This window comes from Acidimicrobiales bacterium (assembly GCA_036273495.1).
Lineage (GTDB): Bacteria > Actinomycetota > Acidimicrobiia > Acidimicrobiales > JAJPHE01 > DASSEU01.
Window position 1 is genome coordinate 1 of sequence record DASUHN010000211.1, and the last position, 7,037, is coordinate 7,037.

Sequence of the window (7,037 nt, forward strand, 5' to 3'; positions counted from 1 at the left end):
CGGCCGGCCAGGTTGACCGCCTCGTCGAAGGAGATGTTCTGGTCATGGCCCTCGTCGGCCTTGGTCGAGGGGGTGAACAGGGGCTCGGGGAACGGCTCGGACTCGCGCATGCCCTCCGGCATCCTGGTGCCGTGCACGGCGCCGTAGGCCCGGTACTCCTTCCACGCCGATCCGGTTATGTAGCCGCGCACGATGCACTCGATCGGCAGCATCTCCGCCCGCCGCACGAGCATGGCGCGCCCGGCCAGGTCGGCCAGCCCCCCCACCTCCGACGGGAAGGCGGCGGGGTCCACGCTCACCAGGTGGCTGGGGGCCAGGTCGGCCAGCTTCTCCAGCCAGAACACGGTCATGCCCGTCAGGACCCGGCCCTTGTGGGGCACCGGCTCGGCCATAACCACGTCGAAGGCGGAGATCCGGTCCGAGGCGACCATCAGCAGGCGGTCGTCGCCTATGGCGTAGACGTCGCGGACCTTGCCCCGGTAGCTGGGTGCGGGTGTCGTCATTCGATCTCCTCCAACGCGTCGAATACCCGTCCGGCGTTGCGCAGCGAACGGGCCAGGCTGAACGCCTCGTCGAGAGCCCCGGGACCGACGAGGGCCGAGACCTCGGGGTCGGACTCCAGGAGCGACCGGAACGACGTCTTCTCCGCCCACGCCCGCATGGCGCTGGCCTGCACGAGGCGGTAGGCGGTGTCCCGCTCCACCCCGGCCTCGATCAGGGCCAGCAGCACCGGCTGGCTGAACACCAGGCCGAAGGAGCCCTCGAGGTTGGCCAGCATCCGATCGGCGTCGACGACCAGGCCGTCGATGACCGCGGTCATGCGCCGCAGCACGTAGTAGGCGAGCAACGATGCGTCCGGCAGGATGATCCGCTCCACCGACGAGTGGGAGATGTCCCGCTCGTGCCAGAGGGCCACGTCCTCCAGGGCGGCGCCGAGATGGCCGCGCAGCACGCGCGCCAGGCCCGACAGCTGCTCGGTGCGGATCGGGTTGCGCTTGTGGGGCATGGCCGAGCTGCCCTTCTGCCGGCCGGTGGCGAAGGGCTCCTGGGCCTCTCCCACCTCGGTGCGCTGCAGATGGCGGATCTCGGTGGCGAAGGTCTCCACTCCGGCGCCGACGGACGCGCACGCCCACACGTACTCGGCGTGGCGGTCACGGGCCACCACCTGGGTGGCCGGGACCGGCAGGAGGCCGAGGGCGGCGCACACATGGTCCTCGACCGCGGGGTCGATGTTGGAGTAGGTGCCCACCGCGCCCGACAGCTTGCCGACCGCCACCGCCCGCCGGGCGGCGCGCAGCCGGGCCCGGTCCCGGTCGGCCTGGAGGGCCCAGAGGGCCAGCTTGGCCCCGAAGGTCGTGGGCTCGGCGTGGATGCCGTGGGTGCGGCCGACCGTGGGGGTGTCACGGAACTCGAGGGCCCGCCGACGCAGCGTGTGGACGAGATCGGTGCTGGCCCGCACGAGCAGGTCGGCGGCGTGCACCAGGGTGGAGGACAGCGCGGTGTCGACCACGTCGGACGAGGTGAGGCCGTAGTGCACCCACGTGCCCGCCGGTGGGCCGATGGCCTCCTGCACCACGTCGACGAAGGCGGCTACGTCGTGGTCGGTCACGCGCTCCCGCTCCGCCGCCGCGTCCACCAGGTCAGGGCGCAGGGAGGTCCCGTCGGTGTCCAGCAATCGGGCCGCGCCTTCGCGCACCGCGGCAGCGGCGTCCGCCGGGGCCCCTCCGACCTTGGCCCATCCCTCGACGGCCAGAACCTCGACCTCCAGCCAGCGGCCGAGACGGGCGCCGTCGGTGAACAGCGCCGCCATCTCCGGGAGGGAGTAGCGAGGGATCACTTGGCTCCCGCGGCGCGGAACTCGGCCAGCTTGTCGGCCAGCTCCTTGTCGGTGACGGCAAGCATCTCCACGACCAGGATGGCGGCGTTCTTGGCCCCGTCGATGGCCACGCACGCCACCGGGATCCCCGGCGGCATCTGCACCGTGGCGTACAGGGCGTCGACGCCGTTGAGGGCGCTGCCCGACAGCGGGACGCCCACGACCGGGAGGGTGGTGTGGGCGGCCACGACCCCGGGGAGGGCGGCGGCCATGCCCGCGCCGCAGATCACCGCCCCGTAACCCTGGTCGCGCGCCGCTTTGGAGAAGGCGGCCACGTCGTCGGGATTGCGGTGAGCCGACATCACCCGCTCGTCGACGACCACCCCGAAGCGCTCGAGCATCTCCACCGCCGGCGCCATCTTCGGGGCGTCGTTCGGGGAGCCCATCAGCACCGCCACCTTCAGTCCGTTCACGCCGTGACTCCTCCTGCCGCGATCCCGGCCGCCGCCGCGGCGGCGATGTCCGTCCGGTAATGCGCCCCCGGCCAACTGATCCGCCCCGCCGCCTCGTAGGCGCGGGCGCGGGCCTCCTCCAGGGAGCCGGCGCGGGCCGTGACGTTCAGGACCCGGCCCCCACCCGTGACCAGGTACCCCCCAGGCCCGGTGGCCACGCCGGCGCACTGCACGGTGACCCCGGGCACGGCCGAGGCGTCTTCGATGCCGAGCACCCGGTCACCGACGCGCGGCGCCTGGGGGTAGCCCTCCGAGCACATGACCACGGTGACGCAGGCGTCGGCGGAGACGGCGGGCTCGGGGTCGAGGTCACCGGCGGCGGCGGAGGCCAGCCAGGCGGCGACGTCCCCCTCCAGGCGCGGGAGCACCACCTGGGCCTCGGGATCACCGAAGCGGACGTTGTACTCGAGGACCTTCGGTCCCGAGGAGGTGAGCATCAGGCCGGCGTAGAGGACGCCGCGATAGTCGATGCCGTCCTTGACGAGGGCGGCCAGGGTGGGCTCCAGGGCGGTGTCGGTGATCTCGTCGATCAGGGCCCGGTCCACGAACGGCACCGGCGAGTACGCCCCCATCCCCCCCGTGTTGGGGCCACTGTCCCCGTCCCCGACCCGCTTGTGGTCCTGGGCGGCCGGGAGCACGGCCAGGCGGTGCCCGTCGCAGACGGCCAGCACCGAGATCTCGGCGCCCGACAGCCCCTCCTCGATCACGACGCGCGTGCCCGCCGCCCCGAACGCCCGCCCGGAGAGCTTCTCGGCCACGTCGGCGGCGGCCTCCCGGCGGTCGTCGGTGACGAGCACGCCCTTGCCCGCGGCGAGACCGTCGGTCTTGACCACGAAGGGGCCGTCCATCCCGGCCAGGAAGGCGGCGGCCGGAGCCACGTCCCCGAACACGCCGTAGCGCGCCGTGGGCACGCCGGCCGCGGCCAGCAGGTCCTTCATCCAGCGCTTCGAACCCTCGAGCCGGGCTCCGTCCGCCCCGGGGCCGAACACCAGGTGGCCCCGCCCCCGGAGCCGGTCGGCGAGGCCGTCGACGAGCGGCTGCTCGGGCCCGATCACGAACAGGTCGGCGTCGATCTCCTCCGGCGGGGTGGCAACCGAACCGGGGATGCCGGCGCTGCCCGGGGTCACCACGACATCGGCCGTGCGCCCCAACACCACCGCCAGGGCGTGCTCGCGACCCCCACCACCGACGAGGCAGACCCTCATGACGAAGGGGCGAAGTCGACGACCTGCTCGCGCCCCGGACCCACCCCGACCAGCTTGACCGGAACCCCGATCTGCTCGGCCAGGAAGCCCACGTAGTCCTGGGCCGGTCCCGGGAGGTCGGCCACGTGGGTGGCGGCGGAGAGGTCGGCCTTCCATCCCGGCAGCTCGGCGTAGACCGGCGTCGATTTGTGCAGGGTGGACTGGTGGTAGGGCGGGTAGTCGTAGCGCACGCCGTCGGCCTCGTAGGCCACGCAGACCTTCACGGCCTCGCACACGTCGAGCACGTCGAGCTTGGTGAGCGCCACCTCGGTCAGCGAGTTGAGGCGCACGGCCTGGCGCAGCATCACGGCGTCGAACCATCCGGTGCGCCGCCGCCTTCCGGTGTTGGTGCCGTACTCGTGGCCCCGCTCGACGAGGAGGTCCCCGAGCTCGTCGTGCAGCTCGGTCGGGAAGGGGCCCGCCCCGACGCGCGTCACGTAGGCCTTGGCGATGCCGATGACCCGGTCCACGTCACGCGGCCCGATGCCCGAGCCGGTGCACGCGCCCCCCGCCACCGGGTTGGACGACGTCACGTAGGGATAGGTCCCGTGGTCGAGGTCGAGGAAGGTGGCCTGGGCCCCCTCGAGCAGGACGTGCTGGCCGGCGGCCAGGGCGTCGTGGACCAGCGTGACCGTGTCACCGATCATCGGCTCGAGGCGGGGGGCGTACTCCCCGAGGTAGTGCTCGCAGACCGAGTCGGCGCTGATCGGCAGCCGGTTGTACACCTTGGCCAGGACGGCGTTCTTCTCCTTGAGGACCACGTCGAGCTTCTCGCGGAAGATCTTGGGGTCGAGGAGGTCCTGGACCCGCAGACCCACCCGGGCCGACTTGTCGGCGTAGGCCGGCCCGATGCCCCGGCGGGTGGTGCCCAGGCTGTACTTGCCGTGGTAGCGCTCGGTCAGCCGGTCGAGCTCCTGGTGGTACGGCATCACCAGGTGGGCGTTGCCGCTGACCATCAGGCGGGAGCAGTCGACCCCGCGCTGCTCGAGGGTGTCGACCTCGGAGAAGAGGACCTTGGGGTCCACCACCACCCCGTTGCCGATGACCGGGGTGATGAACGGGTACAGGACGCCGCTCGGCACCAGTTGCAGGGCGAAGGACTCCCCGTCCACCACGATGCGGTGCCCGGCGTTGTGGCCGCCCTGGTAGCGCACCACCACCGACATCTCCTTGGCCAGGAGGTCGGTGAGCTTGCCCTTCCCTTCGTCGCCCCATTGGGCTCCGACGACAACCGTCGCGGGCACGCGCTCCCTCTGTGGTGCAGTTCCCTAGCGGTCCGCTCAGCCTACCTGAACCAGCACCTGCTGCCGCCCGGTCGAGCCCTCGTAGGCGGCGGCGCGCTGGACCACGAGCCGGCCCCGGCCGTCCCAGCGCCCGGCGTCCCCCGTGCGGCACCACCGCCTGCCGCCCGGGCCGGCCAGCCACCGCTTCTCGGTGAGGGCGGGGTTGGCCCAGTAGGCGCCGGGCAGCTCCGGCCCCCACACCACAATGTGGCCGTCCTGCTCGGGGCCGATCCGGCAGCCCCCGCCGTCGACGATCTCCACCTCGACGTCCGCCGGGCACCAGCCGGCGGGCAGCAGCTCGGACCAGGGCACCTCCTCCCCGGGCGGGACCGTGAGCATGGCCACCAGTCCCGTCTCGGCCGGGGCGTAGAAGGTGGCGGCGTGGACGTCGGGGCCCAGCCACCCCCGGGCCGTGGCCACGTCGGAGCCGGCTACCGGGCCACCCCAGAGCCCCACGACCGAGACCGGCGGGGTGCCGGCGTCGGGCGGACCCATGGCGGCCAGCCGGCGGAGGGTCGGAGAGTCGACGAACAGGGTGTCGGCGTTGCCCCCGGCCAGGAGGGAGTAGAGCTCCTGGTCGCTGATCCCGGTCACGGCGCACGCCCCGGCCAGCGCCAGGGCCACGAGGCGCTCGGTGCCCTCCGGGGACGAGCCCGCCCAGCCCACGGCGCAGCGCACGCCGGCGGCGGCCACCCCCGACCGCTCCAGCGCCGTGACCCAGCGCAGCACCCCGGCGTCGGACATGACCACGCCGGCGGGGGGGTCGGCCCAGGGATCGGCGTAGTGGATGACACTCGACAGGCCGGGCCGGGGATCGGTCACCGGGCCCCCCTGCGCGGGCTGGACGCACTCGGAGATCGACACCAGGGGGACACCGAGCGCCCCCGGCCCCATGGCCGCCACCAGGTCCGAGACCACGACGCTGGCCGAGGCGTCGGCGCACAGGGCGTCGATGGCCCCGAGCGGCAGCAAGGGGTCGAGGGGCACGCAGATCTTCCCGGACCGGGCCACGCCCAGCGCCGCCACCAGGCAGGCGTGGTCGGCGGCGGCGCACAGGCCCACGCGGTGCCGGCCCCGCCCCAAGCGGGTCAGGAGCCAGCCCGCCACCCGGTCGGCGGCGTCGTCCAGCTCCCGGTAGCGCACGTAGCCGTCCCGGCCCGACAGGGCCAGCTCGGCCGGGGCCAGGGACGCGAGGGCGCGCAGGCGGGCGGAGGCCGAGACGTCGGTCAGCGCGCTACCCCTCCCACCCGTACATTCAACCGACGGCGGGAGGCCGGGGCGCGGATGGTTCAGGCGAGGGCCAGCTCCCCGTCCGAGCCGGCGTCGACGGTCACCGTCTCCCCCTCGTGGAACTTGCCCTCGAGCAGCTCCAGGGCCAGACGGTCCCCGATCTGGCGCTGGATGACCCGCTTGAGGGGCCGGGCCCCGTAGACCGGGTCGTAGCCGAGCGACGCCAGGCGGGTGAGCCCGGCCGGGGTGATCTCCAGGATGATCCGGCGCTCCGCCAGCCGGGCCCGCAGCTGCTCCAGCTGGATGGCGGCGATCCGCTCGATGTCGGCCTCGCTCAGCTGGGAGAAGCGGATGATCTCGTCGATGCGGTTGATGAACTCGGGCTTGATGAAGTCGGCCGGGTCCCCGGGCAGGTTCGACGTCATGATCAGCACGGCGTTGGTGAAATCGACCGTGCGGCCCTGGCCGTCGGTGAGCCGCCCGTCGTCGAGCACCTGCAGGAGGACGTTGAACACGTCGCCGTGGGCCTTCTCGATCTCGTCGAGCAGGATCACGCTGTAGGGCCGCCGGCGCACCGCCTCGGTGAGCTGACCCCCCTCCTCGTAGCCGACGTAGCCGGGCGGGGCCCCGATCAGGCGGGCCACGGTGTGCTTCTCCTGGTACTCGCCCATGTCGATGCGGATCATGGCCCGCTGGTCGTCGAACAGGAACTCGGCCAGGGCCCGGGCCAGCTCGGTCTTGCCGACACCGGTCGGGCCGAGGAACAGGAACGAGCCGATCGGCCGGTTGGGGTCGGAAAGCCCGGCGCGGGAGCGCCGGATGGCGTTGGCCACGGCGGTGACCGCCTCCTCCTGGCCCACCACCCGCTCGTGGAGGACGTCCTCCATGCGGACCAGCTTGGAGACCTCTCCCTCCATGAGGCGGCTGACGGGGATGCCGGTCCAGCGGGACA

Annotated in this window: 7 protein-coding genes; all 7 read right to left on the reverse strand. The window is 73.2% G+C overall.

All coding sequences use genetic code 11. From position 1 onward, the window contains the following. Nucleotides 1-503, reverse strand: a 503-nt coding sequence (locus tag VFW24_08855) for a phosphoribosylaminoimidazolesuccinocarboxamide synthase (GenBank protein HEX5266871.1), incomplete at its 3' end; no start/stop codon positions are given. Continuing rightward, nucleotides 500-1,837: an adenylosuccinate lyase gene (gene purB / locus VFW24_08860; GenBank protein HEX5266872.1), complete on the reverse strand. Its 1,338-nt coding sequence runs from the start codon at nt 1,835-1,837 to the stop codon at nt 500-502. The genes purB and VFW24_08855, both read right to left, overlap by 4 nt. Then, a complete protein-coding gene (gene purE, locus VFW24_08865; GenBank protein ID HEX5266873.1) occupies nt 1,834-2,289 on the reverse strand; it encodes a 5-(carboxyamino)imidazole ribonucleotide mutase in 456 nt (151 codons plus the stop codon). The genes purB and purE overlap by 4 nt, the downstream gene beginning before the upstream one ends. Continuing rightward, nucleotides 2,286-3,533: a phosphoribosylamine--glycine ligase gene (gene purD / locus VFW24_08870; protein HEX5266874.1), complete on the reverse strand. Its 1,248-nt coding sequence runs from the start codon at nt 3,531-3,533 to the stop codon at nt 2,286-2,288. The genes purE and purD overlap by 4 nt, the downstream gene beginning before the upstream one ends. Beyond that, a complete protein-coding gene (locus VFW24_08875; protein HEX5266875.1) occupies nt 3,530-4,816 on the reverse strand; it encodes an adenylosuccinate synthase in 1,287 nt (428 codons plus the stop codon). Before VFW24_08875 ends, purD begins: the two co-directional genes overlap by 4 nt. Before the next feature lie 36 nt (nt 4,817-4,852). After that, entirely contained in the window at nt 4,853-6,148 is a 1,296-nt protein-coding gene (locus VFW24_08880) for an AMP-binding protein (protein ID HEX5266876.1), read from the reverse strand. Next, on the reverse strand, nt 6,145-7,037 hold an 893-nt coding region (locus tag VFW24_08885; GenBank protein ID HEX5266877.1), incomplete at its 5' end, for an AAA family ATPase. The genes VFW24_08880 and VFW24_08885, both read right to left, overlap by 4 nt.